The sequence below is a fragment of the Rhizobium sp. NFR12 genome (assembly GCF_900108545.1).
Classification (GTDB): domain Bacteria; phylum Pseudomonadota; class Alphaproteobacteria; order Rhizobiales; family Rhizobiaceae; genus Neorhizobium; species Neorhizobium soli.
Genome location: NZ_FNWM01000001.1, coordinates 645,439 through 671,823 on the forward strand (window position 1 = coordinate 645,439; position 26,385 = coordinate 671,823).

General features: G+C 61.3%; 31 protein-coding genes. 11 read left to right on the plus strand and 20 right to left on the minus strand.

The genetic code is table 11. The features are described from left to right. Nucleotides 1–49: 49 nt before the first annotated feature. From BLW69_RS02990 to BLW69_RS03015, 6 genes are all read right to left on the minus strand, one after another. Nucleotides 50–1,087, minus strand: coding sequence for an alpha/beta fold hydrolase (locus BLW69_RS02990; RefSeq protein ID WP_092659849.1), 1,038 nt, complete (start codon nucleotides 1,085–1,087; stop codon nucleotides 50–52). 9 nt (nucleotides 1,088–1,096) lie between these two features. Beyond that, nucleotides 1,097–1,750, minus strand: a complete 654-nt coding sequence (locus BLW69_RS02995; RefSeq protein WP_092659851.1) for a tetratricopeptide repeat protein — start codon at nucleotides 1,748–1,750, stop codon at nucleotides 1,097–1,099. A 107-nt stretch (nucleotides 1,751–1,857) separates the two neighbouring features. Next, entirely contained in the window at nucleotides 1,858–1,983 is a 126-nt protein-coding gene (gene ykgO, locus BLW69_RS03000; protein WP_003497670.1) for a type B 50S ribosomal protein L36, read from the minus strand. A 144-nt stretch (nucleotides 1,984–2,127) separates the two neighbouring features. Beyond that, nucleotides 2,128–3,201, minus strand: a complete 1,074-nt coding sequence (locus BLW69_RS03005) for a 5-(carboxyamino)imidazole ribonucleotide synthase (protein ID WP_092659853.1) — start codon at nucleotides 3,199–3,201, stop codon at nucleotides 2,128–2,130. A gap of 8 nt (nucleotides 3,202–3,209) precedes the next feature. After that, the gene (gene purE, locus BLW69_RS03010) at nucleotides 3,210–3,707 is read right to left on the minus strand and encodes a 5-(carboxyamino)imidazole ribonucleotide mutase (RefSeq protein WP_062582383.1); all 498 of its coding nucleotides are present in this window, start codon (nucleotides 3,705–3,707) and stop codon (nucleotides 3,210–3,212) included. 21 nt (nucleotides 3,708–3,728) lie between these two features. Continuing rightward, nucleotides 3,729–3,932, minus strand: a complete 204-nt coding sequence (locus BLW69_RS03015) for a YdcH family protein (protein WP_062461867.1) — start codon at nucleotides 3,930–3,932, stop codon at nucleotides 3,729–3,731. Nucleotides 3,933–4,161: 229 nt separating this feature from the next. Between BLW69_RS03015 and BLW69_RS03020 the strand changes: the two genes are divergently transcribed. Beyond that, nucleotides 4,162–4,338: a YdcH family protein gene (locus tag BLW69_RS03020; protein ID WP_082471995.1), complete on the plus strand. Its 177-nt coding sequence runs from the start codon at nucleotides 4,162–4,164 to the stop codon at nucleotides 4,336–4,338. 118 nt (nucleotides 4,339–4,456) lie between these two features. Here BLW69_RS03020 and BLW69_RS03025 read toward each other — a convergent pair whose 3' ends face one another. After that, nucleotides 4,457–4,714 (minus strand): ArsR/SmtB family transcription factor, encoded by a 258-nt coding sequence (locus tag BLW69_RS03025; RefSeq protein ID WP_062460875.1) that lies wholly within the window; start codon nucleotides 4,712–4,714, stop codon nucleotides 4,457–4,459. Between the two features lie 107 nt (nucleotides 4,715–4,821). Then, entirely contained in the window at nucleotides 4,822–5,607 is a 786-nt protein-coding gene (locus BLW69_RS03030; RefSeq protein ID WP_092659855.1) for a sulfite exporter TauE/SafE family protein, read from the minus strand. 136 nt (nucleotides 5,608–5,743) lie between these two features. Here BLW69_RS03030 and BLW69_RS03035 point away from each other — a divergent pair, with 136 nt between their 5' ends. Next, on the plus strand, nucleotides 5,744–6,397 hold the full coding sequence (locus BLW69_RS03035) for a thiamine phosphate synthase (protein ID WP_062460869.1): 654 nt from the start codon (nucleotides 5,744–5,746) through the stop codon (nucleotides 6,395–6,397). Beyond that, nucleotides 6,397–7,533: a tetratricopeptide repeat protein gene (locus BLW69_RS03040; RefSeq protein ID WP_092659857.1), complete on the plus strand. Its 1,137-nt coding sequence runs from the start codon at nucleotides 6,397–6,399 to the stop codon at nucleotides 7,531–7,533. The genes BLW69_RS03035 and BLW69_RS03040 overlap by 1 nt, the downstream gene beginning before the upstream one ends. Nucleotides 7,534–7,556: 23 nt before the next feature. Here the strand turns inward: BLW69_RS03040 and BLW69_RS03045 are convergent, their stop codons facing one another. Further along, on the minus strand, nucleotides 7,557–7,913 hold the full coding sequence (locus BLW69_RS03045; RefSeq protein ID WP_062460866.1) for a hypothetical protein: 357 nt from the start codon (nucleotides 7,911–7,913) through the stop codon (nucleotides 7,557–7,559). Nucleotides 7,914–8,121: 208 nt separating this feature from the next. Between BLW69_RS03045 and BLW69_RS03050 the strand changes: the two genes are divergently transcribed. The 4 genes from BLW69_RS03050 to BLW69_RS03065 all read left to right on the plus strand — a co-directional run bounded on the left by BLW69_RS03050 (nucleotide 8,122) and on the right by BLW69_RS03065 (nucleotide 11,405). Then, nucleotides 8,122–8,922, plus strand: a complete 801-nt coding sequence (locus BLW69_RS03050) for an inositol monophosphatase family protein (protein ID WP_062461861.1) — start codon at nucleotides 8,122–8,124, stop codon at nucleotides 8,920–8,922. 154 nt (nucleotides 8,923–9,076) lie between these two features. Then, the gene (locus BLW69_RS03055; RefSeq protein ID WP_092659859.1) at nucleotides 9,077–10,147 is read left to right on the plus strand and encodes a flagellar motor protein MotA; all 1,071 of its coding nucleotides are present in this window, start codon (nucleotides 9,077–9,079) and stop codon (nucleotides 10,145–10,147) included. 3 nt (nucleotides 10,148–10,150) lie between these two features. Then, the gene (locus tag BLW69_RS03060; RefSeq protein ID WP_062582385.1) at nucleotides 10,151–11,182 is read left to right on the plus strand and encodes a peptidoglycan -binding protein; all 1,032 of its coding nucleotides are present in this window, start codon (nucleotides 10,151–10,153) and stop codon (nucleotides 11,180–11,182) included. Nucleotide 11,183: 1 nt separating this feature from the next. Next, complete coding sequence (locus BLW69_RS03065) at nucleotides 11,184–11,405, plus strand: hypothetical protein (protein ID WP_062460856.1); 222 nt, start codon at nucleotides 11,184–11,186, stop codon at nucleotides 11,403–11,405. On the opposite strand, the gene BLW69_RS03070 is transcribed toward BLW69_RS03065, so the two are convergent. Together BLW69_RS03070 and BLW69_RS03075 are read right to left on the minus strand one after the other, a co-directional pair. Beyond that, entirely contained in the window at nucleotides 11,406–12,680 is a 1,275-nt protein-coding gene (locus tag BLW69_RS03070; RefSeq protein WP_092659861.1) for a glucoamylase family protein, read from the minus strand. Continuing rightward, complete coding sequence (locus tag BLW69_RS03075) at nucleotides 12,680–14,476, minus strand: ABC transporter transmembrane domain-containing protein (RefSeq protein WP_092659863.1); 1,797 nt, start codon at nucleotides 14,474–14,476, stop codon at nucleotides 12,680–12,682. The genes BLW69_RS03070 and BLW69_RS03075 overlap by 1 nt, the downstream gene beginning before the upstream one ends. Nucleotides 14,477–14,664: 188 nt before the next feature. Here BLW69_RS03075 and rpmE point away from each other — a divergent pair, with 188 nt between their 5' ends. Together rpmE and BLW69_RS03085 are read left to right on the plus strand one after the other, a co-directional pair. Then, nucleotides 14,665–14,886, plus strand: coding sequence for a 50S ribosomal protein L31 (rpmE, locus tag BLW69_RS03080; protein WP_062460846.1), 222 nt, complete (start codon nucleotides 14,665–14,667; stop codon nucleotides 14,884–14,886). A 65-nt stretch (nucleotides 14,887–14,951) separates the two neighbouring features. Then, nucleotides 14,952–15,488 carry a P-loop NTPase family protein gene (locus tag BLW69_RS03085; RefSeq protein ID WP_092659865.1) on the plus strand — a complete coding sequence of 179 codons (537 nt, stop codon included), beginning with the start codon at nucleotides 14,952–14,954 and terminating at the stop codon, nucleotides 15,486–15,488. A 56-nt stretch (nucleotides 15,489–15,544) separates the two neighbouring features. Here BLW69_RS03085 and BLW69_RS03090 read toward each other — a convergent pair whose 3' ends face one another. From BLW69_RS03090 to BLW69_RS03100, 3 genes are all read right to left on the minus strand, one after another. Next, entirely contained in the window at nucleotides 15,545–16,057 is a 513-nt protein-coding gene (locus BLW69_RS03090; RefSeq protein WP_062461855.1) for a protease adaptor protein RcdA, read from the minus strand. Between the two features lie 441 nt (nucleotides 16,058–16,498). Further along, nucleotides 16,499–16,690 (minus strand): DUF1192 domain-containing protein, encoded by a 192-nt coding sequence (locus tag BLW69_RS03095; RefSeq protein WP_062460843.1) that lies wholly within the window; start codon nucleotides 16,688–16,690, stop codon nucleotides 16,499–16,501. Nucleotides 16,691–16,708: 18 nt separating this feature from the next. Then, a complete protein-coding gene (locus BLW69_RS03100; protein ID WP_092659867.1) occupies nucleotides 16,709–17,986 on the minus strand; it encodes an MFS transporter in 1,278 nt (425 codons plus the stop codon). A 207-nt stretch (nucleotides 17,987–18,193) separates the two neighbouring features. On the opposite strand from BLW69_RS03100, the gene BLW69_RS22665 reads away from it, so the two are divergent. After that, on the plus strand, nucleotides 18,194–18,358 hold the full coding sequence (locus BLW69_RS22665; RefSeq protein WP_092659869.1) for a hypothetical protein: 165 nt from the start codon (nucleotides 18,194–18,196) through the stop codon (nucleotides 18,356–18,358). Here BLW69_RS22665 and BLW69_RS03110 read toward each other — a convergent pair whose 3' ends face one another. From BLW69_RS03110 to BLW69_RS03130, 5 genes are all read right to left on the minus strand, one after another. Further along, nucleotides 18,359–19,276, minus strand: a complete 918-nt coding sequence (locus tag BLW69_RS03110; RefSeq protein WP_092659871.1) for a PhzF family phenazine biosynthesis protein — start codon at nucleotides 19,274–19,276, stop codon at nucleotides 18,359–18,361. It lies immediately after the preceding gene. A 232-nt stretch (nucleotides 19,277–19,508) separates the two neighbouring features. Continuing rightward, nucleotides 19,509–20,405, minus strand: coding sequence for a fructose bisphosphate aldolase (locus BLW69_RS03115; protein ID WP_092659873.1), 897 nt, complete (start codon nucleotides 20,403–20,405; stop codon nucleotides 19,509–19,511). A gap of 274 nt (nucleotides 20,406–20,679) precedes the next feature. Further along, the gene (locus BLW69_RS03120; protein WP_092659875.1) at nucleotides 20,680–21,879 is read right to left on the minus strand and encodes a phosphoglycerate kinase; all 1,200 of its coding nucleotides are present in this window, start codon (nucleotides 21,877–21,879) and stop codon (nucleotides 20,680–20,682) included. A 118-nt stretch (nucleotides 21,880–21,997) separates the two neighbouring features. After that, the gene (locus BLW69_RS03125) at nucleotides 21,998–23,824 is read right to left on the minus strand and encodes a potassium/proton antiporter (RefSeq protein WP_062460829.1); all 1,827 of its coding nucleotides are present in this window, start codon (nucleotides 23,822–23,824) and stop codon (nucleotides 21,998–22,000) included. 368 nt (nucleotides 23,825–24,192) lie between these two features. After that, nucleotides 24,193–24,753, minus strand: coding sequence for a histidine phosphatase family protein (locus tag BLW69_RS03130; protein WP_092659877.1), 561 nt, complete (start codon nucleotides 24,751–24,753; stop codon nucleotides 24,193–24,195). 191 nt (nucleotides 24,754–24,944) lie between these two features. On the opposite strand from BLW69_RS03130, the gene BLW69_RS03135 reads away from it, so the two are divergent. Beyond that, complete coding sequence (locus BLW69_RS03135; RefSeq protein WP_092659879.1) at nucleotides 24,945–25,178, plus strand: hypothetical protein; 234 nt, start codon at nucleotides 24,945–24,947, stop codon at nucleotides 25,176–25,178. Nucleotides 25,179–25,308: 130 nt separating this feature from the next. Here the strand turns inward: BLW69_RS03135 and gap are convergent, their stop codons facing one another. After that, nucleotides 25,309–26,319, minus strand: a complete 1,011-nt coding sequence (gene gap / locus BLW69_RS03140) for a type I glyceraldehyde-3-phosphate dehydrogenase (RefSeq protein ID WP_062460824.1) — start codon at nucleotides 26,317–26,319, stop codon at nucleotides 25,309–25,311. Between the last annotated feature and the right edge of the window lie 66 nt (nucleotides 26,320–26,385).

The window sequence follows — 26,385 nt, forward strand, 5'->3', positions numbered from 1 at the left end:
AGTGCGAAATATGAAAGGCCGTCGGAGTGATCCGGCGGCCTTTGTCGTTTCAGGTCTTCTCGATCGAGAAATCCATGTCCGGCATGGGCTCGTCGACCACCTGCGCCAGTCGCGCCTCGACCCTGCGGGCAACGGACTGCAGGTCGCGGTGGTGGCCTGCGAGCTTTTCGATCCCGGCTATGGCGAGATCGGTCGCGAGGTAATCCGGCTTGTGGCCGAGGCCGCGGATGACGACCAGTTCGGCACCGGCGACGGCGGCCGTCAGCGCCTTCGCATGGATATCCATCGAGACGATCTTGTCGCTGTCGCCGTTGATTATCAGCGTCGGTGCGGTGATCTCGCTGTAGCGCGGTGCGACCCTGGTGACGTAGTCGTTGAGATTGGCGACGTCGATCGCGTTGTTGCGGAAGTTCTCGGGCCGCAACACCAGTGCGGTGGCGCCGCCGTCCAGATAGCGGTCCGGACGGGGGTTGGGATGGAAGACGGCATGGGTTGCCTTCTCCATCAGCACCAGCCCGGCAGGCAGCGCCAGGAAGCGAGTAAACAGGCGTCCGAGATAAGGGCGGGCTGCGAGATTGTAGTACCAGTCGACGCCGCCCGGCCAGGGATGGGTGGCGGGCGCGAGAAGAAGCAGGCCTGCCGTCTTTTCCGGATGGTAGAGCGCGAAGGATGTGGCGATCGCACCCCCGAAGGAATGGCCGACGATGATCGCCTTCTCGATGCCGTAGCGATCCATGAGGCGAGCAATCGTGTCGGCCTGACCATCCGGGAAACCGTTCTCGTCTCCGCCACGCTCGGAATAACCGTGACCGGGACGGTCGACGAACAGCATTTCGGCGCGCCCTTCAAGCGGCCTGCGGAACGCTGCTTCCTGGTCCTTCAGATTGCCGCTGGCGCCGTGGATGAAGACGATGGGGGGAAGGTCGCCCTCGGCTGGGGCAGCGACATGAAGGGCGTTGATACGGATATCGCCGAGATCGGTGAGTTCACCGTCGTTCGGCAGGTTGGCCTCGATCGCTTTCGCCTTCCAGGCCGTGAAGCCGAAGCCGAATGCGATGAGAGACAAGATAAGAGGTACAATCCCCATGGCGGCCCATCAGGTTCGGTTGCCGGCGATCTTTTCAGATAGCTTGGTCACAGCCTCCTGCGCCTCGCGATCGGCGGGGTAGATGTCGAGATAACGCTCCCACGCATTCAGCGCCTGGCTGTCCCGTCCGGCTTCGGTGAGGATACCGGCAAGACCGGCAAGCGCGCCGAAATGGCGAGGCTCGCGTTTCAGCACTTCGGCAATATCGGCCATCGCCTTGCGCTGGTCGCCCATCGCGTAATGCATTGTGGCGCGGCGGTTCCAGCCTTCGACATAGGCGGGATCGATGAGAGTGACGCGGTCGAGGAAGTCGAGGGCGGCGGCGTTGCGCTTTTCCTTGGCGGCTGTGGCCGCCCAGCCCATCAGGAGATTGACGGTGGGACTTCCCGACTCACCCATGTTCATGGCGATCTGCGTGGCGATGCCGCGCGCCTTTTCCGGATTGCGCTCACGTTTCAGTGCCACAAATAGTGGGTCGACCCTGGCGTTGATAGGCTGGCCGGCATTCGGTGCTGCCTGCGTACCTCCCTGCGCCGGACTTTCCAGCGGTGGAGCGGGAGGCATCGGTTGGGATGGCGACATGGGCTGGGGCAGCGTCTGCGCAAAGGCAGGCACCGCAACACACACAGCAAGGATCACGAAGCTTGAACGAAAATAGCGCATGCGGATAAAGTAATCCGCATGCGCCGAAGGTCAAACCCGAAATTTCACGCTACCGACAATTTGATCGTCTCAGGCGTGCCCGGACAAAACGTCGATATCAGCGCAAATCAGCCCTGGCGGGCCTTGAAGCGCGGGTTCTGCTTGTTGATGATGTAAACGCGGCCCTTGCGGCGAACCAGACGGTTATCGCGATGACGAGCCTTCAGCGCCTTGAGCGAGTTCTTGATCTTCATTGTACTGGTCCAGAAGTCTGTGGGCTCAAAGAGCCGCTTGTCTCTATCAATCGAAAGCGTGCCGCCTATCTGTCGACGAGGGGCGCGCTCAGGTTGGCGTGCAGATAACCCGTGGCTGGATGCGTGTCAACCTTGTGACGCACTTTATGACCGGGTTTTCCGCCCCTTCAGCTCCGTGACATGGCCCATTTTCCGGCCCGGACGGGATTCCGTCTTGCCGTAGAGGTGGACCAGCACGTCGGTCCTGGCGAGCCAGCCGGGAACGTCGAGGATGTCGTCGCCGATCAGGTTGGTCATCACGCAATCGGAATGACGGCGCGGATCGCCGAGGCTTGCGCCGGCCACCGCGCGGATATGCTGCTCGAACTGCGAGACCACGCAGGCAGCCTCTGTCCAATGGCCGGAATTGTGCACGCGCGGTGCGATCTCGTTGGCAATCAGGGTGCCATCGGCCATCACAAAGAATTCCATGCCGATCACGCCGACATAGTCGAGGGCAGCGAGGAGCTTTTCGGCGGCACTGCGCGCGGTCTGCGCGGTCGTGTCTGGAATGGTCGCGGGCAGGGTGGAGGTATGAAGGATGCCGTTGCGGTGGATGTTCTCGGCCGGATCGTAGCAGGAGACCGTGCCATCCTTGGCACGCGCGGCGATGATCGAGATTTCGCGCTCGAAGGGCACGAAGCTTTCGAGAACCATCGGCACCGAGCCGAGGTCCGCATAGGCGCCATCGGCCTTGTCGTCGCTGGAGCGGAACACGCGCTGGCCCTTGCCGTCGTAGCCCATGCGGCGGGTCTTCAAGACACCCTTGCCGCCGAAGTCTGCAAGCGCTGCTTCGAGATCGGACTGGCTGTCGACGGAATGAAACCTTGCGGTCTCGATGCCGCAGCCGTTGAGGAACTGCTTTTCAACAATCCTGTCCTGCGCCACTTCCAGGGCCTTGGCCGGCGGGTAGACTGGAACCGACTGCTGCAGGAACTCAGCTGCCTCGACCGGTACGTTTTCGAATTCGTAGGTCACGACGTCGCAGCGGCTGGCGAGATCGGCCAGCGCCGTCCTGTCGTCGTAGGCCGCCGTGATCTGTTCGTTCGCGACCTGGGCGGCCGGGCAGTCGGCCTGCGGCTCAAGGATGATGATGCGGTAGTTCAGGCGTGCGGCAGCGATCGCCAGCATGCGGCCGAGCTGGCCGCCGCCGATTATGCCGATGGTGCGGATCGTCATGATGTTTCTCAGGGTGCTTCGTCGATGGGATATTCGGCGACCGATGCGGTGTGGTGCGCGCGATAGGCGTCGAGCCGGTCGGCGAGGTCATCGTCGGAAAGGGCAAGCACCGCTGCAGCAAGAAGGGCGGCATTGATCGCGCCGGCACGGCCGATGGCCAGCGTGCCGACGGGAATTCCGGCCGGCATCTGGACGATCGAGTAGAGGCTGTCGGTGCCGCTCATCGTTTTCGACTGGACGGGCACGCCGAACACCGGAAGCGGCGTCAGGGCCGCCGTCATGCCCGGCAGGTGGGCAGCGCCGCCGGCACCGGCGATGATGACCTTGAAGCCCTCGTCGCGGGCGCTCTTGGCGAATTCGTACATCCGGTCCGGCGTGCGGTGTGCCGAGACGATCCGTGCTTCGTAACCGATGTCGAGCGTATCAAGCGTGTCGGCGGCGTTCTTCATGGTCTCCCAGTCGGACTGGCTGCCCATGATGATGGCGACTGCGGGTCTTTCTGACATTCCAGGCCCTTTAAGGTGAACTCAAGCGATGATGTCGGGAATGATCTGGTCTTCGATCTGGGTCATCCGGTCCTTGATGGCCAGCTTCTTCTTCTTCATGCGCTGGATGCGAAGAGCCTCACAGCCGACCTTGATCATGGCATTGATCGCGGCGTCGTAATCTTCGTGTTCCTGGCGAAGTTTCGCGAGTACCAGCCGGTTATCCGCCTGTTCCTGATCACGCATGCTCAGTCCCCATTCTTTACGCCGGCTTTTTGCAAACCCCGGCTTCATCCGCAAGCTCCTACCATCAAACCGCGTTAACTGGAAGTTAGCCGACGCCACGAATTTGCCGCTGAGAGACCATGATTTCTCCTTCGACAAAGCGGACCAACCGTGTCACACTTCTGTTGCAAACCTGAAGCCTTGGCTCAGAGGAGTGCCAAGGCAGGTACCTAAGGAAGGAACATGCCACATGACCGTCCAGGCGCATATCGCATCGCTTGAAAAGAAGCACGGCGACCTCGAAGAGGAACTCCAGTCCGTTCTCGCATCTCCATCCGCCGACGATCGTGAGATCGCAGAGCTCAAGCGCCGCAAGCTGCGCATCAAAGACGAGGTGGAGCGGTTAAAGACCGACACCCGTCATTAGGCGATCAAAAGCGCCACGCGCCTCACGTACATTCGTGAGAGGGTGCCCACAGCGGCACGATAAATTCCAAGACTAAAAGCAACAGTTCTGGTCGTAACGTCACAGTCGCGGCCAGAATTCACGTCCAGAACTGGTCGAGCCACAGGTTGAGCCGGGTGAAGCCGCTGCCGTTCACGGCATAGATGCGCCGCGTTCCCTCTGGTGTGACAGTGACGAGATCGCTGTCCAGCAGTGCTTTCAGATGCTGCGAGACGGCCGGCCTGCTGATCGGCAGCCCTTGTGCAAGTTCATTCACGGTTTTCGGCGCGCGTCTCAGCTCTTCGAGGAGATGGCGCCGGTTCGGGTCGGCAATGGCTGAAAACGGATCGAGTGTCATAGTTTGAAGCTAAGCATAACTTGACGAAGCAGCAACCGTTTTCGTGTCTCGCGACCGGCGGAAGGCCTTATTGTAATTGGGTTTTTTATGATGTTCGGATGGACCGGTCAGATCGGCAGGCCGTCCCACAGAAGCTTTACGCCGGCAACGAGCGCGAGCGCGTAGGTCATCGGATAGAACACTTCCGACTTCAGATGCTTGACGATCGCGGCACCGAGCATGGTCGAGACCAGGGCTGCCGGCAGCAATGTCGCCGAGATCGTCAGGTTTTCGGCCCCCAATGCGCCAAGAAGGAAATAGGGGATGATCTTGACGGCGTTGACGATGGCGAAGAAGCGGATGCTGGCCCCGGTGTATTTCTTCGGATCCAGCTTCATCGGCAGAACGTAGATCTGGAAGGGCGGGCCTCCGGCATGCGCCACGAAACTGGCATAGCCCGACAGCGCGCCCCAGAACGTGGCGGCCGCCGGACGATGCGGCAGTGCGGCGGCCGGACGGTTCTTATCCGGGCCGTAGACCTGCCAGAAGTAGCGGAGGGCGAAGAAGATGGTTGCTGCCGCAATGACGATCCGCAATGCGTCGTCGGAGACATAGGCCGATGTTGCCCAGCCGAGCGCGATGCCGATGACACCGCCCGGCAGGATCATCAGCAGGGTTTTACTGTCGTTGAAATGGCGCCAGGACCAAAGCGCCACGATATCCATCAGGATCAGGATCGGCAGGAAGATCGCCGCCGCTTTGACCGGGTCGACGGCAAGCGACATCAGCGGCATGCCCATCAGGCCGATCGCGCCGCCAATGCCGCCCTTGGAAAGCCCGACCAGCATCACGGCGGGCACCGCTGCTGCAAAGAAGGCGAGGCTGAGCGTATCGGAGGAAAATATGTCTGGCATGGGCACTTCAGGCTTGCACCGTTGAGGCGGGCAGATGGGATGAGCGGTTGATTGCGCAATCCTTCCGGTCTATCGAATCATTCAAGAGAAAACGAGTGCGGATCGCCGGGTTGCGGTTCGCTGCATGGGAAGAAACATGAAGAAACAGGAAGAGCGTTGCCGTCTGGTGCTGATCGTGCCGCAGGATGCGGATGCGAAAGCGCAGGCGGACCGGTTGGAGAAGGCGCTTGCGGGCGGCGATGTCGCCTCGGTGATCCTGCCGCAATACGATGAAGACGATACCGCGTTCCAGGACCGCGCCGAACTCATGGTGCCGATGATCCAGGCTGCGGGTGCCGCAGCGCTGATCGCCGGAGACAGCCGCGTCGCAGGTCGCGTCAAGGCAGATGGCCTGCATATGGCCGGTTCGATGGAAGAGCTGGAAGAAACGATCGAGAAATTCAGCCCGAAGATGATCGTCGGCGCCGGTGGTGCATCCGAGCGTCACACGGCGCTCGAAGTGGGCGAGCGCCGCCCCGACTATATTTTCTTCGGCAAGCTCGATGGCGACATCAAGCCGGAGGCGCATCCGAAGAACGTCGCGCTTGCGGAATGGTGGGCTTCGATGGTGGAAATTCCCTGCATCGCCATGGGCGGCACGGACATTTCCTCGGCGCTCGAGGTTGCCGAAAACGGAGCGGAATTCGTGGCTTTGAGACTGGCTGTCTTCGATCATCCCGAAGGACCGCAGGAAGCAGTTCGACTGGTCAACGCCGATCTGGACGAAAAAGCGCCACGGTTTGAGGCTTGATGGTCTCCATGCCATCGATTCGTCGCGCCTCATCCACCGTCCTGATGCTTGCCGCCAGCCTTTCGGCGTCGGCCGTCTTGCCGCATCCGGCAATTGCGCAGGTGCAGCAACCCGGTGCGGTGGAGCAGGAGGGGCCGACGGCGGCGCAGTCGCGTCAAGTGGTGACGAGACCGGTCGCGCCGGATGCAATGGGCGTCGAACGCGGTGCACAGCCCGATGGCATCGTGCCGTCCGCCGGTGTCGAACTCTATCAGCGCATGGGCGTGACCTTGCCGCCACTGCCGCCGGAGAAGCCCTATACGGGCCCGATCGACGAGGCCTATGGTGCGTTCCAGCGCGGCTTGTACGTCAAGGCGCTCGATGTCGCACTGAAGCGTGCGTCGGCCGGCGATGCGGCGTCGCAGACGCTTGTCGCCGAAATGATGAGCAAGGGGCTCGGCATCAACCGCGACGCAAAGACCGCGGCCTTCTGGTACGGGCAGGCTGCCGAGCGCGGCGATCCTGCCGCCATGTTCCAGTATTCGCTTCTTTTGATGAGCGGCCGTTACGTGCCCGCCGACAAAAAGAAGGCCGACGACTATATGCGCAAGGCGGCGGAAGCCGGCAATTCGTCGGCGCAGTTCAACTGGGGCCAGATCCTGGTGTCGGACAATCCGGGCGACAAAGGTTTCAAGCTGGCGTTGCCATTTTACGAGCGGGCGGCAAAGCAGGGCGTGGCGGATGCGCAATATGCGGTGGCCCAGCTCTACGTGAACATGAAGGGCGTGCCCGAGGAGAAGAAGGCCGAGGCTCGCCGTTGGCTGGAGCGCGCGGCGAAGGCCGGGTTCGACACGGCGCAACTCGACATGGGCATCTGGTTCGTCAACGGCGTCGGCGGCGAACGCAACTACGACAAGGGCTTCGAATGGCTGCGGATTGCGGCCCATCGCGGCAATGTGGTTGCCCAGAACAAGCTCTCGCATCTCTATATCGAGGCGCTGGGGACACGACCGAACCCGGTCGAGGCCGCCAAGTGGTATGTGCTTTCAAGGCGTGCCGGGTTGCAGGATGCGGCGCTTGAGGATTTCTACCTCGGTATCAACGACGAGCAGCAGCGCCAGGCGATCGACGCGGCGAACCGCTTCCGACGCCAGTAGTCAACCGCCAGTAGTTCGAGTGGTCAGGCGGTTGCCTTCATCGCCGCCAGCGTGAACAGGGCGTGGCGGATGATAAAGCCGTGGGCAAGCGCCAAGATCAACAGCGTTACCAGCCAGACGATCAGGTAGATGCCCGGCGAGGCCTTGATACGGCCGCCCATGCGGGGGCCAAGTGCGAACATGGCTGTCACGAAGAGCGCGCAGGCCGGCAGAAGCAGCAGCGCGATCATGGCCGGTGCCGTGCTGGTCGGTGTGCCGGTCAGGGTGAAGTGGATCGGCAACTGGGTATCGGCCGGCAGCGCCGAGATCAGACCCAGCGACAGCATGGTCATCACGCCCACAAGTCCGAGGCTGATGCCGAATGGCAATGCGATCTTCACGGTGATACTCCTAAAATCTCGATAGCCGGCGTTCTGGCAGATCGCAGGCAGGCGGGCAATGTCGCATTTTGTCCGTTCACGCGGGGTTTGTCGGCTTCGACTTGAATTTCCCTTGGTTTTGTGGTCTTGAACCGGCCAATCAAGACAATTCGCCACAGACACGTCCCGGCTGATGCATGTTCGGGACCATACGATCAGGATTTCCCGCATGGCCCGCTCAGCCCTTCTCAACGTCATGGTTCAGGCCGCCCTCAAGGCAGGCAAGTCGCTCTCCAGGGATTTCGGCGAAGTTCAGAACCTGCAGGTGTCGGTCAAGGGACCGGGCGATTTCGTGACCCAGGCGGATCTCAAGGCGGAAAAGATCGTCCATGACGAGCTGATGAAGGCGCGCCCGACCTACGGCTTCCTCGGTGAGGAAAGCCAGGAGGAGAAGGGCACGGACGGCGCCCATCGCTGGATCGTCGATCCGCTCGACGGCACGACCAACTTCCTGCACGGCATTCCGCAGTTCGCGGTGTCGATCGCGCTGGAGCGCAATGGCGAAATCGTCGCCGGCGTGATCTTCAACCCGGGCACCGACGAACTCTATACGGCAGAAAAGGGCGGCGGCGCGTTCCTGAACGACCGTCGCATTCGCGTTGCCGCACGCCGGGTCCTGTCCGATTGCGTGGTTGGTTGCGGCGTGCCGCATCTCGGCCGCGGCGATCACGGCAAGTTCCTGGTCGAACTGCGCCATGTGATGGGCGAAGTGGCGGGCGTTCGTCGCCTTGGCGCTGCGTCGCTTGATCTTGCCTATGTCGCTGCCGGTCGCTTCGACGGTCACTGGGAAATCGGTCTTTCGCCGTGGGACATCGCTGCCGGCCTCGTTCTCATCCGCGAAGCGGGCGGCTTTGTCAGCGACATCAAGGGTTCGACCGATATGTTCGGCACCAAGAGCATTGTTGCCGGCAACGAGCTGATCCAGAAGGCGCTGCTGGAAGTTTCCAATCGTCCGGTTCCGTCGCGCTGATTGCTGATGCGGTGACGGCCGGAGTGCTGCTTGTCATTTGAAATGGCGAGGAAAAAACTTCGGCTTGTTCCGGTCTTTGCACCGTGGCGACACTTCAATTCGTCGCAATTTTGCTCTAGCCTCCGCGCGACGCGACCCAGAGGCGAGGCTTATTATGGCGAATGCGACAGTGGACGATCTGGACGAAACTGAAGCTAACCGCCGCCGTTTTACCGAAAAGCTTTCCAACCCGGCTTCCTTCCTCTGGACGATGCTGATCTTCCTGATCATCGTCGGTTTTGTCTGCTCGATCCTGTACCGCCAGGCCGCACAAGCGTTCCAGACCAATCCGGGTCTGAACGGTCTAATCCTCGGCGTCCTGTTGATCGGTATCGTTCTGGTTTTCCTGCAGGTCATCGGCCTTATTCCGGAAGTGCGCTGGTTTAACTCGTTCCGCGCTGCCGGCACCGTCGACAAGGTGGGCCGCGAGCCGAAACTTCTGGCGCCGATGCGCTCGCTGATCGGTGGTCGCCGCAAGACGGCGCTTTCGACCGCAACCTTGCGCTCCATTCTCGATTCGATCGGCACCCGCCTCGACGAATCTCGGGATACGTCCCGTTACCTGATCGGGCTCCTGGTGTTTCTCGGCCTGCTTGGCACGTTCTGGGGCCTGATCGGCACGATCGGCTCGATCAGCGACGTCATCGGTGCGCTCGATCCGGGCGCCGGCGGCTCCAACGACATTCTGTCGGCTATCAAGACCGGTCTTGCGCAGCCGCTTGCCGGTATGGGCACGGCGTTCTCCTCGTCGCTGCTCGGCCTCGCGGGCTCGCTGATCCTCGGCTTCCTCGATCTCCAGGCAGGACGTGCCCAGAACCGGTTCTATACGGAACTCGAAAATTGGCTCTCATCGGTGACCGATACGGGATCGGACGCGCCGGTTGCGGCGGCAGGGCTTTCAGCTGGTTCCTCCGGCGAATTCAAGACGCTTGCCGACGAGCTGCGCAAGATTGCGGCGGCTCAGGGCAGAACCGGCAGCGGTGATGTCCAGCAGAACGAGAAGTCGCTTGCTGCCATGGCAAACCTTGCCGAAGGCATTCAGGGGCTGGTCAAGAACATGCGCAACGAGCAGCAGATGCTGCGCGACTGGATCGAGGCGCAGCAGGAAGAATCGAAGGCCTTGCGGCGCACGCTGGACCGGCTCTCCGACAAGATCGGTCAGTCCGACAAGATCGGGAGCAAGTAGACCATGGCGCTGGGCAAGAACCGTCGCCGCCAGCACGGCGTGGACTACTGGCCGGGCTTCGTCGACGCGCTGACCACGCTTTTGATGGCGATCATGTTCCTGCTGACGGTGTTCGTGCTGGCGCAGTTCCTGCTCACACGCGAGATTTCCGGTCGCGACGAGGTTCTGAACCGGCTGAACAGCCAGATCGCGGAACTGACAGAGCTTCTGGCGCTGGAAAAGGGCAACAATCAGGATATCGAAGACCAGCTCGCCAACCTGCAATCGTCGCTGGCGGTTGCTGAAAGCGACCGGTCGCGGCTGCAGCAGCTTCTCAACCAGGGCAGTGGTGCAAGCGACGCGGCCAATTCCCGCGTGACCACTCTGACGGGTGAACTCTCCAACGAGCGGCAGGTCAGCGCCCGGGCGATGAGCCAGATCGAGCTTCTCAACCAGCAGATCGCGGCGCTGCGGGCCCAGATCGCCGCCGTCGAACAGGCACTGCAGGCGTCGGAAACGAAGGACGCCAACTCGCAGGCGCAGATTTCGGATCTTGGTCGTCGCCTCAACGTGGCGCTTGCGGCCCGCGTACAGGAGCTCAATCGCTACCGCTCCGACTTCTTCGGGCGTCTGCGTGAGATTCTCTCCGATCGCGAAAACATCCGCATCGTCGGCGATCGGTTCGTGTTCCAGTCGGAAGTTCTCTTCCCGATCGGCGGCAACGAACTCGATGCTGCCGGTCTCGTGGAGATGGACAAGCTTGCCGCCGCACTGCTCGATCTCGCCAAGGAAATTCCGGCCGAGATCAACTGGGTGCTGCGGGTCGACGGACATACGGACAACGCGCCGCTTTCCGGCACCGGGCGCTACCGCGACAACTGGGAGCTTTCGTCTGCGCGCGCGACGTCCGTGGTCAAGTATCTGATCTCGAAGGGCGTGCCGGCCAACCGCCTGGTGGCCGCGGGCTTTGGCGAGTTCCAGCCGATCGCGGCTGGCGATACGCCGGATGCTAGAAACCAGAACCGCCGCATCGAACTGAAGCTTACCGAACGCTGACATGACCTACAGCAAACCCGACATCGACGCGATCGCCAAGGCGGTGGCAGATACGCCTCGCCGCGACAATACCGCCTATCACGAGGCGATGGCGCAGGCGCGGCGGGCGTTCGAGGAGGCGCAGGCTGCGTTCGGCGAGCAATCGGTGCAGCTGAAGATGAAGACCAAGATCAAGCGCAACGGTGATCATGTCGTCAAATGGACGTTCAAACGCGCGAAGTGATCAGGTGCCGACGTTTTTGTGCTTAGGCGGAGTGGCCGGATAGCGGAATCCCAGCCGGTCGAGGCCGCGGCGCACTTCCGGAGCGGCCATGAACAGTTTCCACAGCAGACCCGAGCGGTGGTTCTCGATCATCGCGACGATCGGACCCTGGTCGATAGCGATGTAGGTCGATGCGACCCAGCCGGTCTTTGGCGCAAACGCGTCGGCGAAGCCGAAGCGATTGACCAGCCGTCCGTTCTCATAGGCAAGGAGGGCGCGCAAGGCTTCTTCCGCATGGCCGGGCACGAAGGGAAAGCTCGACAGTGCTGCAGACGGTGCAATCGCGCCGAAATCGACCAGCGGCGAATTGGCGGCGTAGCCGGCCTGGGCTTCCGATGCCGTCAGACCCCAGACGCCGGCTGCGGCATATTCCGGCACGGTCAGGCAATAGGCGCGGTTGATCCGTGAATGCGCGACCGCCTGGCGCCAGTAATCGGCGTAGCGATCGGACAGGCCGCGTGGATTGAGCGCACAGAAGGAATATTGCGACAGGAACAGCGGCCCGCCCATGGGTTCGCCCAGCGGCAGCTGTATGCCGAAATATTCCTCGCCGTTCTTCATGGCGCCGTTGCGTGCCCAGCCGCAGTGATAGTTCTGCGGATCGATCGGAAACGTGTCCGAGCCGGCGGCAAAGACATAGGTTGAAAGCGCCTCGTTCCAGCCGGTGATCGGCAGGTTCATCGCCCATTCGTTGATTGGGCTCCAGTGCCAGTAGATCGGGCCGTCGGTCTTGCCGCGGGTGTACCAGGTCCACTCGACCTCGTCGAACAGCCGGGTGATCGCGGTGCGCAGCGATTTTTCGGAAATGGTCTCTGCCGCGAAATATTCCCGGGCGCAGATCAGGCCCTGAAGGAGAAGCGTCGTTTCGACGATGTCGCCCCCATCATCCAGCGCCGAAAACGGGATCATTGCGCTGGTAGCGGGATTGATGAAGTGAGAGAACGCGCCGTGGTAGCGCGGTGCCAGTTCGAGGCTCTCGACAATCGTGGTGATGCGAACCAGCGCCTCGTCGCTGGTGATCCAACCGCGTTCGCAGGCAACCAGGATTGCCATCAGACCAAAGCCCGTGCCGCTGATCGAGATCGCATCGATGCCGGGCGTGCCGTCGAGAAGGCATTTGTCGTAGGGGAGGCCGCTCTGCGCATGAGCACCATCCCAGAAATACCGGAAGGTGCGCTGCTGAACGTCATCGAGCAGACTATCCAGATCTGCGGAGATGATGGGGGTCGCGTCCATCAGATCGCGCTGACGGAAGTTTGCTCGAGATCATGGAATTGCAGCCGCGCGAGCTTGGCATAGAGACCGCCAGCCGCCACCAGGCTCTGGTGCGTGCCTTCCTCGACGACGCGACCATTTTCCAGAACGAGGATCCGGTCGGCCTTCAATACGGTCGCAAGGCGATGGGCGATGACGAGCGTGGTGCGGTTGCGCATCAATCCGTCGAGCGCCTTTTGCACCAGTGTTTCGCTTTCCGCATCGAGCGCCGAGGTGGCTTCGTCGAGCAGCAGGACCGGAGCATCCTTCAGGATGGCGCGGGCGATAGCAATCCGCTGGCGCTGGCCTCCGGACAGAGTGATGCCGCGTTCGCCGGCGAGCGTGTCATAGCCGTTGTCGAGCTTCGCGATGAATTCGTCTGCTTGGGCAGCGATTGCTGCGGCACGCACGGCCTCGCGGGTCGCGTTCGGTACCCCGAAGGCGATGTTGTCGTGGATGGAGGCTGCAAAGATCGTCACGTCCTGCGGTACGATCGCAAGCCGTGAGCGGATGTCTTCAAGGGTCGCATGGCGGAGGTCGACGCCGTCGAGGCGGATCGATCCGGCTGTGGGATCGTAGAAGCGCAGCAGCAGCGAAAAGATCGTGCTCTTGCCGGCACCGGAGGGACCGACGATGGCGACAGTTTCTCCCGGTGCCACATGCAGGGAAAGCGCATTGAGCGTGATGGCGCTGACGCGTGCCGGATAGGCGAACGAGACGCTGTCGAACGCGACATCGCCGAGCGGGGGTGAGGGGAGCGCTTTCGGGTGTTCCGGGTCACGCACGGCGGACACTTCATCCAGCAGCTCGGACAGCCGTTCGGCGGCGCCGCCTGCAGACGACAGTTCGCCCCAGACTTCCGACAGTGTGCCGAGCGAGCTTGCCGCAATCACCGAATAGAGCACGAACTGGCCGAGCGTGCCCGGTGTCATCGTGCCGGCAAGCACGCTCTGGGCGCCGTACCAGAGGACGCCGACGATCGAGCCGAAGATCAGCACGATGCCGAAGCCGGTCAGAAGCGCGCGGGCGCGGATCGACTTGCGGGCGGCCTCAAAGGCATTCTCGACTGTGTCGCTGTAGCGCGAGGTGGCGACAGCCTCGCCGGTGAAGGCCTGAACGGTGCGTGTGGCGCCGATCGTTTCGGCTGCATATGCCGAGGTCGCGGCCAGCATGTCCTGTGCGGCGCGCGACCGGCGGCGCACCGAGCGGCCGAAGCCGACGAGCGGAAAGACGATCAGCGGGATGGCGCCGAGTGCCAGAGCCGAGAGTTTGGGGCTCGTATAGACCATCATGCCCATCGCTCCGAGACAGAGGATGGTGTTGCGCAGGGCCTGGGACGCGGCAGAACCGAAGGCGGACTTGATCTGGGTCGTATCGGCGGTCAGCCGCGAGACGATCTCGCCGGACTGGTTGACGTCGAAGAAGGAAGCAGACAAACGCGTCACATGCGAAAAGACCTCACGGCGAAGATCCGCCACCACGCGCTCGCCGATGGTGATCACATAATAGTAGCGCATGCCGCTTGCGATCGCGAGAAGGACCGCCAGAACGAACAGCATGACAAAATAGTTGTTGATGAAATGTCCGTCGGAGGATGCGAATCCATGATCCACCATGCGGCGGACAGCCAGCGGCAGCGCTAGTGTGGTGCAGGCGGCAAGGACGAGAAAAAAAGTCGCGCCGGCGACCATGGCTCGATAGCGGGAAAGATAGGGGAGCAGTCGGGAAAGCGGCTTGAGACTGCGGTTTTTCTTCTGATTTTCTCGGCTTTCGGCCATGTCGTCTCCATGGCCCCCGGGCAGCGGAATCTCAGCCTTTCGGGGACTTGTACTTGCGGCGCCCTTCCTGTATAGGCTCCGCATCCAATTGGGAAGCCGTGACCGCGCCGGTTTGCGGCTTCATTCATTAAAGACGGTTCTTGCTCGCGCAATGCGACGAATGGACCTCGCAGAGCAGGAATATCGACATGAAGGCTGGCATCCATCCCGACTACCACAAGATCAAGGTCGTCATGACCGACGGTACCGAATACGAGACGTTCTCGACCTGGGGCACCGAAGGCGCCACGATGAACCTCGAAATCGACCCGACGTCGCACCCGGCCTGGACCGGCGGCAACCAGCAGATGCTGGACCGCGGTGGCCGCGTTTCCAAGTTCAACAAGCGTTTCGGCGGTCTCGGCCTCTAATCGCTTTTTGCATTTTGACAAAAGAAGCCTGGCGAAAGCCGGGCTTTTTTGTTTTTCTAGAAGGCATGGAGGAGAAGGCAAACTGTCTGTCCAAGCTGCCGCTTCCGCTCTGCCGCGTGCTCATCTTCGGCAATGGCGGATCGGGTAAGACGTGGCTTGCGACAAGGATGGGGGAGGCGCTCGGCCATCACCCGATTCATCTGGACGACGTCCACTGGGAGCCGGGACGTTACGGCATCGCCCGTGACAGGCAGGTCGTTGACGACGACGTTTGCCGGATTGCAGCACAGGATGTCTGGCTGATCGAGGGCGTCTATGGCCGGCTTGCCAGTCTCGCCATCACCCGGGCAACGACGCTGATCTTCCTCGACATCGCCGACGACGTCTGCCTCGAAAACATTCGCCATCGCGGTCTTCAGGGTGGGGGAAGCGTTGCGTCCTTCGAAGAGCTACTCCATTGGGTGGCGGGCTATCGCTTCCGACACAACAACTGGAATTCATTCGATTCGCATGACCGGATGTTCAGCGCCTTCGAGGGCCCGAAACACCGGCTTGACTGTCGTGACAGTGTCAACGCCTATCTGGCGTCGCTATCTCTATAGTCCCAAACGCAAAAAGGCAGGCCAATGCCTGCCTTTGGACTGTCGCCGTTCAGATCTCAGCCACCAAATGCGGTGTGAAGCAGGTTCTGCTGGGCGCGGACACTGTTTTCGTTGTCGGAGATGACAACGGCTTCCGGGGCGCGATAGATTTCGCGGTCCAGAAGAGCGACGCGGTTCTGCAAACGAAGCGAGCGTTCGACAAGATCACGGAAGCTTTCCGGCAGATCGAGCCAGCCCGGAGCATTGCGATCGACATTGAAGCCGTCGAGACGCACCTTGCTCTTTTCCGAAAGAACCTGATCGCGGCTCATCTCGCCGTTGTTGACGGCACGCTGAAGCAGAAGCCACGATGCCATCTGCATCAGGCGAGTTGTCAGACGCATGGATTCAGCTGCATACAAAACTGAGGCCATGCGCGGCAGAACCTTGGATGCAGCACGACCCTGACCGTCCAGATAGCTTGCTGTCTCTTCAACAAGAGCCATGCCCTCGGAGTATAGTGACTTGAACTGGGCAGAGCTTGCGGCGCGGCCCGCAAAACTCACTGTGTTCAATCCCTGCTCGGACATCGAATTCATTCCTGCTAATGCTTTCTTACTCAGGCAATGGCGAAGTGGCTCAAAAAGTTCCATCTGGCCCGCTGAATGAAGTGAACATGATCCTTATACTGGAAATCCGCAAGGCGTTTCTTAATGAAAGGTTAATACCCACAGGAACCGGTAAACGCCCTCGATCTTCTTGAAATGAAACAGATCTTGCGAAAGCGCAAGTCCCCTGAAAATGGCCTTTGGCACGGGTTTTTGATTGCTGCGTGAGCTTGTACGGACTGACAGCCAAAAAAAAGAGCCGCAAAAGCGGCTCTCAAGGTAAAACAGGGAGAAATCAGACCATTCGCCGAGCGGTGAAACTGTCTGAGTCCGGCAGAACCGAACATCGCTATATTCTCTGTTAATGATTAATGTTTGCTTAAGATTGGTCGTGGTTTTGCGGTTTATTCTTAGTCCGGCACATCAGGTCCGGAAAAAGCTGTCAGCGGCCTTGCGACCCTCAGCCTTCCTCGCCTTCTCTGCTTCCAGTCTCGCGATCTCTTCCTGCAGGATGGTGATGCGCGTCTGCAGTTCGTCCGCAGAGAGCAGCGAGAGATCGGCGCCGATCTCGTGAGCTGCGGGTTTCTTCGGGCGGTCGTCGTCGAGAAATGACATTTCAAGGCTCCTTGGCCGTTATGGCGTCGTCTTCTGTTCAGACGCGGCTGCATCCTTGGGTCTTGCGCGCGGATCGAGCGAGAGGCCCTCGGGTGTCGCGAGTGGTCCGTTGGTTCCTGTCACCGTCGTGTAGGCATCGCGTTCGCCGGCAGGGACGGGTGCGCGCTGCCGGCTTCGGACGATCGCATAGACGGTGATCATCAGATGGGCGACAGCCGTGACGCCGAACAGGGCGTGCGGGCCGGCCCAGGTCATGACAGGACCTCCGAGCGTCGGGCCGATGATCGTCCCGATGCCGTAAAGAAGCAACAGGCCGCCGGAGACCTTTACGAAGTCCTCGGGCTGGGCGAAGTCGTTGGCATGGGCAACGGCGATCGGGTAGAGCGCATTTGCGGCGGCGCCATAGGTCGCGACGAGGATAACGATCGTGTAGACGTTGGTCGGCGCAACCAGCACAACGGCAAGGCCTGCCAGAGCACTGACGCCGGAGAGGACTGCAAGGACATGACGGCGGTCCAGCCTGTCCGACAACCGGCCCGCCGGAAACTGCATGATCGCGCCGGCAAAGATGGTGATCGAGACCATTGCGGCGACCGATCCCTTGTCGAGGCCGACCTTGGTGGCGAACACGGCGCCGAGGGTGCCATAGGCGCCGTTGGCGATGCCGACCAAGAGAATGCCTACGCAGGAGATCGGCGAGTTTCGAAACAGTCCCTTGAGATCCAGCCGCGCGCGTTTCAGCGGTTGTGGTGACGCAGCCTTGGACAGCGTCGTCGGCAGGGCGGCGATCGAGTAGAGGATGCCGCAGACCATGAACAGCGTCGGCAGCGTCACATCGGCAAACGGCACCATCAACTGGCCACCGACAACGCCGAACAGGGTGATGGAGATATAGAAGGAAAAGATCGTGCCCCGGTTTTCCGGTGTGGCACGTTCGTTGAGCCAGCTTTCGATGATCATCGACGTACCGGCAGTGCAAAAGCCGGTGATTGCCCGCAGGATGAGCCACGCGACGTCATCGACCAGCAGGCCGGTCATAAGCACGTTGAGGCAGATCAGGGCCAGAAAGCCGGAGAAGGCGCGAACGTGCCCGATGCGGCGCACGACATTCGGTGCCACGAAGCAACCGATGACGAAGCCTGAGGCCCAGGTTGTGCCGAGCAGGCCGAGAACCTCGTTCGAGTAGCCTTCGATCGAGCCGCGCACCGGCAACAAAAGACCCTGCAGGCCATTGCCGAGGAACAGAAAGAGCGTACCAGTGAGGAGGGCGAGAACGGGAAGGAGATTACGGCTCATCGTCTATACTGTCAGCTCTCTTCGTGGTCGGTGATCCGCCCTGCCGTGCCGGAGCGATGTTGCGCAGACCGGCACAGGACGTTAACGAAGGTAAGGCAGATCAGAGATCATGACGCAACAGACCCCGATTCTCCTCCCGGTCTAACTGTGGTGGAGAGCAAAAATGTCCAGCCTGTGGCGAGCCTTTGAAACAGTGACGAAAGACAGATGACAAAAACAATCTCCGTCCTGTTGATGCTGGCCATGGTCGTGCAGATCATCAAGCCATTGAACCTCCCGGGCCTCAGGCGCCGGATGGATTTCTGGAAGCTGGCGCTGGTCGCCTTCGCGCTCTGGTCCGTGGCACTGCTGCTGCGCGAGTTCGTCGGCTGATTACAGCTCGATCCGGCCGCTCATCACCTTCACGCAGCTTCCGCTGATCCGCACATCGGTGACGCGACCCTGTCTTTTGACCATGGCGAGCTCGATCACGCTGCGGCGGCCCATCTCCACACCCTGTTCGACGGTCATGCGGATATCGGCGTCGGTTTCAGGGTCAAGCATCGCAAGGAACGCGCCGAGCGCTGCAGACGCGCTACCCGTTGCCGGGTCTTCCGGCACATTGTCGAGCGGTGCGAACATGCGGGCACGGATATGCCGGGGATCCTTGGCATCACGGACATAGAGAAACAGCGAAAACTCCATCTGATCGCCCGGGCTGATCTCGGCCGCGCGATGGAATGACGTGAGATCCGGCCTGGCCGCGGCGAGCGCCTGCAGGCCGTCCAACTCAGCAACTGCGAATGGCAAGCCGACCGATGCGAAGACGGGTGCGTGATTGTGCATGACGACATGCTCGACGCCGATGGATGCGCAGTCGGCGATACGTTCGGGTTCGATCTCGGCGCCCAGTTCGAGTGGCCGCGGTGCCCGGATGGTTGCGCCGACAACCACATCGCCCTTCCGGATCAGGTCGATCTCGACCAGTCCGGCGATTTCCTCGAAGCGGAGCGTGTTGCCTAAAGCGTTGCCGAACAGGTCGGGCAGGTTTCCAAGGACGAAGGCAGTTCCGACATTCGGATGGCCGGCAAAGGGAACCTCTGTCGTCGGCGTGAAGATGCGCACGCGCGCCGTGTTGGCTGGATTGTCCGGTGGAAGCACGAACGTGGTTTCGGAATAGCCGAACTCCGTTGCGATCGCCTGCATTTCATCGCCCGAAAGGCCGCGGGCGTCTGTGATGACCGCAAGCGGATTGCCGAAGAAGCGTTGGTCGGTAAAGACATCGACGGTGACGAAATCGGCAACAGGCATGGACAGGCTCCCCAGTTAAGAACCCAACTTCTAGAGCCTGCGATCTCCCATCACCAGACAATGGTTTTGATGGAAGACATCAATCCTGATTGTCTGGGCAGGGTCTGGAAACGAGAAAGGCCGCACCCCCCGGTGCGGCCTCTTCCTCCCATGAAAAGCGCCAGAGCTATTAAAGCTGAGGCGGCCTTTTCCAGGTTCGTGTTCCCGATGCCGCAGCATCTGGGTTAGAGCATCAGGCCTTGTTGACGCTCGCGGAATAGATCCCGTCGATGGTTTCAGCCAGGCTCGCGTCGAAATCTGCATCGCTCATCGAGACGCGCAGGTTTTCGGTGAGCGCGCGTGAGAAGCTCGCGATCATGTCGCGGTTGTGGCTCAGCTTTTCGCAGGCATCGACGCGGCTGTAGCCGCCGGACAGGGCAACGAGGCGAACGACCGACTTGTGAGCGGCGAGATCCGCATAGAAATCGGCGACCGTTGGGATCGTTACCTTCAGCATCACGTCTTCGCCCGGACCGAGCGTGTCGAGCTGCTGGGCGATCTCGTCGCGCAGGATGGTCTCGGCTTCAGCCTTGGTCGGGCTGTTAATGAGGATCTCCGGTTCGATGATCGGAACGAGGCCCTGTGCGATGATCTGGCGCGCGACTTCGAACTGCTGCTGCACGACGTCAGCGATGCCGGCCTTGTCGGCAGAGGCAATCACCGAGCGCATCTTTGTGCCGAAAATTCCCTTTTCGCGGCCGCGGATCAGGAGAGCGTCGAGATCAGGCATCGGCTTCATCAGCTGCACGCCGTTTTCTTCGGCAGCAAGGCCCTTGTCGATCTTCAGGAAAGGGACGACGCCGCGCTTTTCCCAGAGGTAGGAGGGAACAGGTTCGCCATCGACATCGCCATCCATTGTGCGCTCGAACAGGATGGCGCCGACAACCTTGTCGCCTGTAAAGGCCGGTGCCTTCATGATGCGGGCGCGCATGGCGTGCATCAGGCGGAACATCTCTTCGTCGCCCTGGTATTCGGTTTCGGCAATGCCGTAGAGCAGCAGCGCTTTGGGTGTCGAACCACCGCTCTGATCAAGCGCCGCAATAAAACCGGGCGCCGACCTGACTTTGTCCAACATCTTCGCGTCTACCATAATCGCTCCTATCCCTCACAATGGCGCGTTGCGCGCGTGTGCCCATTCAATCTTCGGAGAGCCCCGATATTGGAGAGCATATCCGAAGTTCTCTCCCGCCGATAACAGAAGTTCTTTTAAAGGGAAATGATGCTCTAAGCCATTGAAACGATTGAAATCGTTTCAATCGTTTAAAATATTGAATTTCTTTAAATCCGCCTTGCCGATCGGGCGCGGAAGCCTATCTCCCGCGCCTCTGAACCCATCGGGGGTTGCGTTCTGGAATGCCGGTCGGTCAGGCCTTGGTCAGCACCGAAACGCCGGGCAGTTCCTTGCCTTCCATCCATTCCAGAAAGGCGCCGCCTGCGGTCGAGACGTAGGAGAAATCGTCGGTCACGCCTGCATGGTTGAGTGCTGCCACCGTATCGCCGCCACCGGCGACTGAAACCAGCCTGCCGGCCTTCGTCTCAGCGGCTGCGAATTTTGCAGCGGAGACGGTCGCTGTGTCGAACGGGGTGATCTCGAAGGCGCCGAGTGGGCCGTTCCAGACCAGCGTCGAGGCCTTGCCGATCCATTCGTTGACGGCTTCGACGGATTTCGGGCCGACGTCGAGCATCATCGCGTCAGACGGGATGGCATCGATCGCGACGGTTTCGTTCGCGGCATTCGCCTTGAATTCGCGGGCGACGACGCCGTCAGTCGGCAGCACGATGGTGCAGCCGGAAGCTTCGGCTTCCGCCATGATGGCGCGGGCAGTGTCTGCCAGATCATGCTCGCAGAGCGACTTGCCGACATCGATGCCCTGCGCGGCAATGAACGTGTTCGCCATTCCGCCGCCGATCACCAGCGCATCCACCTTTTTCACCAGGTTCTGCAGCAGATCGATCTTGCTGGAGACCTTGGCGCCGCCGACGATGGCAACGACCGGGCGCGCAGGCTCGCCGAGGCCCTTTTCCAGCGCTTCGAGCTCAGCCTGCATGGTGCGGCCGGCATAGGCGGGCAGGCGGCGGGCAAGGCCTTCCGTGGAGGCATGGGCGCGGTGGGCGGCCGAGAAGGCGTCGTTGACATAGATGTCGCCGTTCTTGGCCAGTTCTTCGGTAAAGCCGCTGTCGTTCTTTTCTTCGCCCGTGTGGAAGCGGGTGTTTTCGAGAAGGAGAACATCGCCGTTCTTCATCGAGGCGACAGCATCCTCGGCTTCCGGGCCGATGCAGTCGGAGGCGAACAGGATCTTCTGACCGAGCACCTGATTGACGGCCATGACGATCTGGGACAGCGACATGTCGGCGACCGGTTCGCCCTTGGGGCGGCCGAAGTGGGCGAGCAGGATGACCTTGGCGCCTTTCTTCGACAGTTCCGTTATTGTCGGAGCAACGCGCTCGATACGGGTCGCGTCCGTCACCTTGCCGTCGCTCACGGGAACGTTGAGGTCGACGCGGACGAGAATGCGCTTACCTGCGATATCGGTGAGGTCGTCGAGGGTCTTGAAGGCCGGCATGGTACTGATCCCGTTGCTTGATAAAGGGTGGCGGGACCATACTATTCTTGTCCGACGGCGCAAGGCTGTCGTCTCAACGAATTAGCCTTTGCGCCGGTTGCCGGATGGCGGCCGGGGTTCAGGCGGAGGGGCGGCCGGGCACCGGCTTGCCGCGATACTTGCGGATCTGGTCCCTTATCCGGTGTGCGATTTCGCGCATATTGATGAAGATCGGCAGCTTGGTTGCAGGCTCCACCGGTTCCAGCGAGACGCCAATTTTGGTGACATGGTCCAGCTCGTCGGTTTCCCGCACGATCAGCACGATCGAGCCGAAGCGCATGCGGTCGGCATATTCCGTCTTGCCGCCCAGCCTGGAATGCATCAGTTCGCCGATCGTCATTGCCTGCTCGGTTGCCGAGAGCAGGCCCGGACCATAGGCGAGGTCCAGTTCGGTTGCGGGCCGTGTCGGCGAGATGGCGAAGGCGCCGAAGAACTCGGCATCGTCATCATCGACAGGCACGCGGCTCGCAAACAGCCGATCGAGCAGTTTCGTGTAGTTCGGCGTCACGAACAGATAGACCTGATCGTTCTCCCGCAGGCGTCCGGCATACTGGTAACGGAGGCTGCGGCCGTCGCGGATGACCAGCGACGGCATGGCCCAGCGGGGAATGCGTTCGCCGGACAGGATCGGGCTGTCTTTCAGGACGCGGTAAGAGATCAGTTCATGGGTCGCCTTGCCGGGAAGGTCGAGTTCCAGCTTGTCGACGGCGCCGATCCGCGGCGGGATGATCAACCCGAGATACCGCGCCACCGGCTTGATCGTCCAACCCTGGAGAAGAAGCGAGACGAGCACGATGATGAAGGTGACGTTGAAAAAGACGGACCCGTTTTCGGCGCCGGACAGGATCGGCGTGATGGCGAGCAGGATGGAAACCGCACCGCGCAGGCCGACCCAGGAGAGAAAACCGATTTCCTGCTGCGTGAAGTCATAGGCCATCAGGCTGATCCACACGGCAATCGGGCGGGCGACGAAAATCAGGAACAGCGCCAGACCGATCGCCGGCACGAGCAGGATCGGGAACTGGGACGGCGTCGCAAGCAGGCCGAGCACCAGGAACATGATGATCTGCGCCAGCCACGTCAGCCCCTCGTTGAAGCGGGTGATCTGATGCTTGGCAAACATCTTGCGATTGCCCGAGTAGATGCCGGCCACATAGACCGCAAGAAAGCCGCTGCCGCCCATCGCGCCGGTGAAGGCGAACACGAGCAGGGCAAGCGTCAGGACCAGGATCGGGGCCAGACCCCGATCGGAGGTGAAGCGGTTCAGCACCCAGACGATCATCAAGCCGCCGAGCAGGCCGAAGATCACGCCGAGACCCATTTCCTCGAGGAACATGACGGCGAAATGCAGGTCGAGGCCGCCGAAGCCCTGGCCGGTGGCCAGAAGTTCGGACAGCGCGATCGTCAGGAAGATCGCCATCGGATCGTTGGTGCCGGATTCCACTTCGAGCGTCGAGCGCACTTTGTCGCGGATGTTGATGCCGCCGATGCGCAGCAGGAAGAACACCGCGGCTGCGTCAGTCGAGGCAACGATCGACCCGAGCAGAAAGCCTTCGAGCCAGCTGAAGCCCAGGAAATACTTCGCCGCGACGCCGAAGACGCCGGCGGTCAACAGCACGCCGACGGACGCGAGCGTGAGCGCCGGAACCGCGGCTATTCGGAAGGAGTGGAGCGAGGTGCCGAAACCACTGTCGAACAGGATGATGGCGAGCGCCAACGACCCCAGCATGAAGGTGAAGGAGTAGTTCTCGAAGCGGATGCCAAGACCATCGACACCGGCCAGCAGGCCGATCGACAGGAAGACGAGAAGCAGGGGGGCGCCGAACCGGAAAGCAAGCAGGCTGGAAAAGGCCGCAGCCAACACCAGAACCGTGCCGACCAGCAGGATGATGTAGAAAGCCTCCAAAGTCCCCGTCCTTCCTCTCGCCGCCGTTTACGGAAATCCATTCATCAGCAGGCCCGGCGATTGTCGGATCCTGTGCCGCTGCCGCGATGCGACAAGATAGCCATGGAGCAGATCCCGGTCAGTGGCCGGGCGATTCGATGTGCATATTCAAATAGACGGGAACAAATCCGGCAAGAGAAGGGCCGGGGCTAAGAAAAATCACGCCGGTGCGAAGTGAATGGTTGGCGCAGGCCGGTCCGGCAGCGACCTCGGCCACGATGGCGTCATTGTCGGTCAGCACGTCGTGAAGGTTGGTTTGGTCGCGGACACGCCGAAGAGCTGCTCGCAGCGCAGGTCTAAGGAGCGAAAAGCATTTCCCTTCGCTGCTATTACTCAGCGGCGACCCTGCCGATCACCGTCAGTGGATCGGCCGCACGTGCCGTGACGAACAGGAGTTCGCCGCTGGCAGGAACGATGTTGGTAAGCCCGGTTATGTTGACCTGGTGGGTGACCAGCACAACCGGCCGGCCGGGCGGCAAGCCCGTCATCCAGGCGCGCAGGGCCTGCGTCTGCGGCCTGCCATCTTCGGGACTGCCGAAAAACGAGTTGAGCAGCGGCTGCGGCTCGACCGGTCCAAGACCAAGACCTTTAGCGGTATCGAGGCAGCGGCACCACTGGCTTAAAAAAAGCCGCGCCTGCGCCACGCCGTTCTCCTGGAAGAGCGTGCCGATACGGCCCGCCTGAGCGATGCCCTGCGCGGAGAGATTGCGCTGCGTGCTGCAGTCCCCGATCGCAAAATTCGCTGGATCGCCGGTTCCGGGTGCAATCGCGTGACGAAGCAGCACCAGAGCCGCGCCAGTGCGAAGCTCTGCCCAAGGATCGGATTGCGCCCTTGCATTGCTGGTCAGGGCAAGAGCGGAGGCGATCAGCAACTGGCGTCGCAGAAACATGGCGTATTTCCAGGTGGTGCTGGCGTTTGTCTGTCCAAAGCCAATACGTGCAATGATACTGCGTGGTTTCCACCCTCACGAAAAATAACATCCCTCGGATGGGGTATCTGCTGACGCCGGCAGTCATGATCGCAATTGGGTCGTGCCAGAAAGTGTGCTAAGCGCCGGCGAAACAATGACTGGAGCATACCATGAGCGAACCGACCGTAGCCGAAGCGACAAACCGCATTTATGAATCGCTTCAGGCCAACAATGCCGATCTCGACACGCATATCGCAACCCTCAAGGCAGCGCTGACCCAGGCTGGCCAGAAGGAAGCTGAGTTCGACCCGGCGCGGATCGTGCAGAACAATCGTCAGGGCCGCAAGCTGATGCAGGCCTATTTTCGCCAGCGCGGCGTGACGGTGAAGTTCACAGCGTCCTGAGGATTTTCGCGCGGGCGACCTCTCTCCCGACCATGTCCTATAACGCAAAACCCCCTCCTTTTAAGGGGAGGGGGTCAAAAGCCTGAGCGTCAGGACCGATCCTCAAGGACCGGCATGCACGTTTCAGTGATTAGATCAGCTTGCCCATCGCAACTGCGGTGTCCGACATGCGGTTGGAGAAGCCCCACTCGTTGTCGTACCAGGTCAGGATGCGCACGAACGTGCCTTCCAGAACCTTCGTCTGGTCGAAGGCGAAGATCGAGGAGTGGCTGTCGTGGTTGAAGTCGCGGGAAACCAGCGGCTCGTCGGTGTAGCCGAGGATGCCCTTCAGCTTGCCGTCGGCGGCAGACTTGATGGCGTCGTTGATTTCGGCAACCGTCGTGGCGCGCTTTGCGACGAAGTTGAAGTCGACGACCGAGACGTTCGGGGTCGGAACGCGGATCGACGTGCCGTCGAGCTTGCCCTTGAGTTCCGGCAGAACGAGGCCGACGGCCTTGGCTGCGCCGGTCGAGGTCGGGATCATCGACAGAGCCGCTGCACGGGCGCGGTAGAGGTCCTTGTGCATCGTGTCGAGGGTCGGCTGGTCGCCGGTGTAGGAATGGATCGTCGTCATGAAGCCGTGGTCGATGCCGACGGCGTCGTTCAGCACCTTCACGACCGGAACCAGGCAGTTCGTGGTGCAGGATGCGTTGGAGATGACCAGGTGGTCCTTGGTCAGCTGATCGTCGTTGACGCCGAACACGACCGTGAGGTCGGCATTGTCGCCGGGAGCCGAGATGATGACGCGCTTGGCGCCGGCCGTCAGGTGGGCGGCGGCCTTGTCACGGGCGGTGAAGATGCCGGTGCACTCAAGTGCGATATCGACGCCCATTTCGGCGTGCGGCAGCTGGGCCGGGTCACGCACCGCGGTCACCTTGATCGGCTTGCCGCCGGCAACGATGATGGTGTCGCCTTCGACCTTGACGTCCGCCGGGAACTTGCCGTGGATCGAGTCGTAGCGCAGAAGATGGGCATTGGTCTCGACCGGGCCGAGATCGTTGATCGCGACCACTTCGATATCGGTGCGGCCGGATTCGACGATCGCGCGCAGGACGTTGCGGCCGATACGGCCAAAGCCGTTGATGGCAACCTTTACAGTCATAGGGTTCTCCCGAAAAAATAGTTTGGCAGCTGGACGGGGCGGGCGGTGTGACCGTCGCCCCGTCGT

Coding starts and splice junctions, on each gene's coding strand:
- BLW69_RS02990 (WP_092659849.1), bottom strand. CDS start 1,087: ATGGGGATTGTACCTCTTATCTTGTCTCTCATCGCATTCGGCTTCGGC.
- BLW69_RS02995 (WP_092659851.1), bottom strand. CDS start 1,750: ATGCGCTATTTTCGTTCAAGCTTCGTGATCCTTGCTGTGTGTGTTGCG.
- ykgO (WP_003497670.1), bottom strand. CDS start 1,983: ATGAAGATCAAGAACTCGCTCAAGGCGCTGAAGGCTCGTCATCGCGAT.
- BLW69_RS03005 (WP_092659853.1), bottom strand. CDS start 3,201: ATGACGATCCGCACCATCGGCATAATCGGCGGCGGCCAGCTCGGCCGC.
- purE (WP_062582383.1), bottom strand. CDS start 3,707: ATGTCAGAAAGACCCGCAGTCGCCATCATCATGGGCAGCCAGTCCGAC.
- BLW69_RS03015 (WP_062461867.1), bottom strand. CDS start 3,932: ATGCGTGATCAGGAACAGGCGGATAACCGGCTGGTACTCGCGAAACTT.
- BLW69_RS03020 (WP_082471995.1), top strand. CDS start 4,162: ATGACCGTCCAGGCGCATATCGCATCGCTTGAAAAGAAGCACGGCGAC.
- BLW69_RS03025 (WP_062460875.1), bottom strand. CDS start 4,714: ATGACACTCGATCCGTTTTCAGCCATTGCCGACCCGAACCGGCGCCAT.
- BLW69_RS03030 (WP_092659855.1), bottom strand. CDS start 5,607: ATGCCAGACATATTTTCCTCCGATACGCTCAGCCTCGCCTTCTTTGCA.
- BLW69_RS03035 (WP_062460869.1), top strand. CDS start 5,744: ATGAAGAAACAGGAAGAGCGTTGCCGTCTGGTGCTGATCGTGCCGCAG.
- BLW69_RS03040 (WP_092659857.1), top strand. CDS start 6,397: ATGGTCTCCATGCCATCGATTCGTCGCGCCTCATCCACCGTCCTGATG.
- BLW69_RS03050 (WP_062461861.1), top strand. CDS start 8,122: ATGGCCCGCTCAGCCCTTCTCAACGTCATGGTTCAGGCCGCCCTCAAG.
- BLW69_RS03055 (WP_092659859.1), top strand. CDS start 9,077: ATGGCGAATGCGACAGTGGACGATCTGGACGAAACTGAAGCTAACCGC.
- BLW69_RS03060 (WP_062582385.1), top strand. CDS start 10,151: ATGGCGCTGGGCAAGAACCGTCGCCGCCAGCACGGCGTGGACTACTGG.
- BLW69_RS03065 (WP_062460856.1), top strand. CDS start 11,184: ATGACCTACAGCAAACCCGACATCGACGCGATCGCCAAGGCGGTGGCA.
- BLW69_RS03070 (WP_092659861.1), bottom strand. CDS start 12,680: ATGGACGCGACCCCCATCATCTCCGCAGATCTGGATAGTCTGCTCGAT.
- BLW69_RS03075 (WP_092659863.1), bottom strand. CDS start 14,476: ATGGCCGAAAGCCGAGAAAATCAGAAGAAAAACCGCAGTCTCAAGCCG.
- rpmE (WP_062460846.1), top strand. CDS start 14,665: ATGAAGGCTGGCATCCATCCCGACTACCACAAGATCAAGGTCGTCATG.
- BLW69_RS03085 (WP_092659865.1), top strand. CDS start 14,952: ATGGAGGAGAAGGCAAACTGTCTGTCCAAGCTGCCGCTTCCGCTCTGC.
- BLW69_RS03090 (WP_062461855.1), bottom strand. CDS start 16,057: ATGTCCGAGCAGGGATTGAACACAGTGAGTTTTGCGGGCCGCGCCGCA.
- BLW69_RS03095 (WP_062460843.1), bottom strand. CDS start 16,690: ATGTCATTTCTCGACGACGACCGCCCGAAGAAACCCGCAGCTCACGAG.
- BLW69_RS03100 (WP_092659867.1), bottom strand. CDS start 17,986: ATGAGCCGTAATCTCCTTCCCGTTCTCGCCCTCCTCACTGGTACGCTC.
- BLW69_RS22665 (WP_092659869.1), top strand. CDS start 18,194: ATGACAAAAACAATCTCCGTCCTGTTGATGCTGGCCATGGTCGTGCAG.
- BLW69_RS03110 (WP_092659871.1), bottom strand. CDS start 19,276: ATGCCTGTTGCCGATTTCGTCACCGTCGATGTCTTTACCGACCAACGC.
- BLW69_RS03115 (WP_092659873.1), bottom strand. CDS start 20,405: ATGGTAGACGCGAAGATGTTGGACAAAGTCAGGTCGGCGCCCGGTTTT.
- BLW69_RS03120 (WP_092659875.1), bottom strand. CDS start 21,879: ATGCCGGCCTTCAAGACCCTCGACGACCTCACCGATATCGCAGGTAAG.
- BLW69_RS03130 (WP_092659877.1), bottom strand. CDS start 24,753: ATGTTTCTGCGACGCCAGTTGCTGATCGCCTCCGCTCTTGCCCTGACC.
- BLW69_RS03135 (WP_092659879.1), top strand. CDS start 24,945: ATGAGCGAACCGACCGTAGCCGAAGCGACAAACCGCATTTATGAATCG.
- gap (WP_062460824.1), bottom strand. CDS start 26,319: ATGACTGTAAAGGTTGCCATCAACGGCTTTGGCCGTATCGGCCGCAAC.